The organism is Colwellia demingiae (assembly GCF_007954275.1).
Classification (GTDB): Bacteria; Pseudomonadota; Gammaproteobacteria; order Enterobacterales; family Alteromonadaceae; genus Colwellia; species Colwellia demingiae.
Genome location: NZ_VOLT01000024.1, coordinates 1 through 2930, shown reverse-complemented (window position 1 = coordinate 2930; position 2930 = coordinate 1). Strand labels below are relative to the sequence as shown.

The window sequence follows — 2930 nt, the reverse complement described above, 5'->3', positions numbered from 1 at the left end:
TTAGGGTTGTATGGTTAAGTGACTAAGCGTATGTGGTGGATGCCTTGGCAGTTAGAGGCGATGAAGGACGTGTTAATCTGCGAAAAGCTTTGGTGAGGTGATAAAAACCGTTATAGCCAAAGATGTCCGAATGGGGAAACCCACTTACCATAAGGTAGGTATCGTTACGTGAATACATAGCGTAACGAAGCGAACCGGGAGAACTGAAACATCTAAGTACCCCGAGGAAAAGAAATCAACCGAGATTTCGTTAGTAGCGGCGAGCGAACGCGAATCAGCCCTTAAGCTGTTTATTTGTTAGTGGAATGTTCTGGAAAGGACAACGATACAGGGTGATAGTCCCGTACACAAAAATGAATTTACAGTGAAATCGAGTAGGACGGAGCACGTGAAACTTTGTCTGAATATGGGGGGACCATCCTCCAAGGCTAAATACTACTAACTGACCGATAGTGAACCAGTACCGTGAGGGAAAGGCGAAAAGAACCCCTGTGAGGGGAGTGAAATAGAACCTGAAACCGCATACGTACAAGCAGTGGGAGCCCGATTTAGTCGGGTGACTGCGTACCTTTTGTATAATGGGTCAGCGACTTATATTCTGTAGCAAGGTTAACCGATTAGGGGAGCCGTAGCGAAAGCGAGTGTTAACTGCGCGTTTAGTTGCAGGGTATAGACCCGAAACCCGGCGATCTACCCATGGGCAGGTTGAAGGTTGAGTAACATCAACTGGAGGACCGAACACACGTATGTTGAAAAATGCGGTGATGACTTGTGGGTCGGAGTGAAAGGCTAATCAAGCCGGGAGATAGCTGGTTCTCCCCGAAATCTATTTAGGTAGAGCCTCGCACGAACACCATTGGGGGTAGAGCACTGTTAAGGCTAGGGGGTCATCCCGACTTACCAACCCTTTGCAAACTCCGAATACCAATGAGTGATATGCGGGAGACACACTGCGGGTGCTAACGTCCGTTGTGAAGAGGGAAACAACCCAGACCGCCAGCTAAGGTCCCAAAGTACTAGTTAAGTGGGAAACGATGTGGAAAGGCATAGACAGCTAGGAGGTTGGCTTAGAAGCAGCCATCCTTTAAAGAAAGCGTAATAGCTCACTAGTCGAGTCGGTCTGCGCGGAAGATGTAACGGGGCTAAACTAGTCACCGAAGCTGCGGATTTGAACTTAGGTTCAAGTGGTAGGGGAGCGTTCTGTAAGCCGTTGAAGGTGAATTGAGAAGTTTGCTGGAGGTATCAGAAGTGCGAATGCTGACATGAGTAACGATAAGGGGAGTGAAAAACTCCCCCGCCGAAAGACCAAGGTTTCCTGTCCCATGTTAATCAGGGCAGGGTAAGTCGGCCCCTAAGGCGAGGCGGAAACGCGTAGTCGATGGGAAACAGATTAATATTTCTGTACTTCTATATATTGCGAAGGAGGGACGGAGTAGGCTAAACAAGCACGGCGTTGGTAGTCCGTGTGAAAGTATGTAGGTGGTTAACTTAGGTAAATCCGGGTTTTCATTAACACTGAGATACGAGACGAGACTCTACGGAGTTGAAGTTGTTGATGCCATGCTTCCAGGAAAAGCTTCTAAGCTTCAGATATATAGGAACCGTACCCCAAACCGACACAGGTGGTTAGGTAGAGAATACTAAGGCGCTTGAGAGAACTCGGGTGAAGGAACTAGGCAAAATAGTACCGTAACTTCGGGAGAAGGTACGCTGCTCAACGTTAAACCCTTGCGGTGTAAGCGAAGAGTAGTCGAAGTAACCAGGTGGCTGGAACTGTTTATTAAAAACACAGCACTGTGCAAAATCGAAAGATGACGTATACGGTGTGACGCCTGCCCGGTGCCGGAAGGTTAATTGATTCGGTTAGTCCTCGGACGAAGCTGATGATCGAAGCCCCGGTAAACGGCGGCCGTAACTATAACGGTCCTAAGGTAGCGAAATTCCTTGTCGGGTAAGTTCCGACCTGCACGAATGGCGTAATCATGGCCACACTGTCTCCACCCGAGACTCAGTGAAATTGAATTTGCGGTTAAGATGCCGTATACCCGCGGCTAGACGGAAAGACCCCGTGAACCTTTACTATAGCTTGACAGTGAACATTGCTCCTACATGTGTAGGATAGGTGGGAGGCTTTGAAACCATGTCGCTAGATGTGGTGGAGCCAATCTTGAAATACCACCCTTGTATGCGTGATGTTCTAACCTAGGGCCCTTATCGGGCTTGGGGACACTGTCTGGTGGGTAGTTTGACTGGGGCGGTCTCCTCCCAAAGAGTAACGGAGGAGCACGAAGGTTGGCTAAGTACGGTCGGACATCGTACGGTTAGTGCAATGGCATAAGCCAGCTTAACTGCGAGACAGACACGTCGAGCAGGTACGAAAGTAGGTCATAGTGATCCGGTGGTTCTGTATGGAAGGGCCATCGCTCAACGGATAAAAGGTACTCCGGGGATAACAGGCTGATACCGCCCAAGAGTTCATATCGACGGCGGTGTTTGGCACCTCGATGTCGGCTCATCACATCCTGGGGCTGAAGTCGGTCCCAAGGGTATGGCTGTTCGCCATTTAAAGTGGTACGCGAGCTGGGTTTAGAACGTCGTGAGACAGTTCGGTCCCTATCTGCCGTGGGCGTTTGAGAATTGAAGAGGGCTGCTCCTAGTACGAGAGGACCGGAGTGGACGAACCACTGGTGTTCGGGTTGTCATGCCAATGGCATTGCCCGGTAGCTACGTTCGGAACTGATAACCGCTGAAAGCATCTAAGCGGGAAGCAGGCTTTGAGATGAGTTCTCACTGGGACTTTAAGTCCCCTAAAGGGTCGTTGGAGACTACAACGTTGATAGGTCAGGTGTGTAAGTGCTGCGAGGCATTGAGCTAACTGATACTAATTACCCGTGAGGCTTAACCATACAACACCCAAGTAGTTTTGCTGA

1 rRNA gene is annotated in these 2930 nt (G+C 49.5%); it reads left to right on the top strand.

Features of this window, described 5'->3' with window-relative positions:
* Positions 1-12 precede the first annotated feature (12 nt).
* Positions 13-2906 (top strand): 23S ribosomal RNA (locus tag ESZ36_RS22345).
* The last annotated feature ends 24 nt before the right edge of the window (positions 2907-2930 follow it).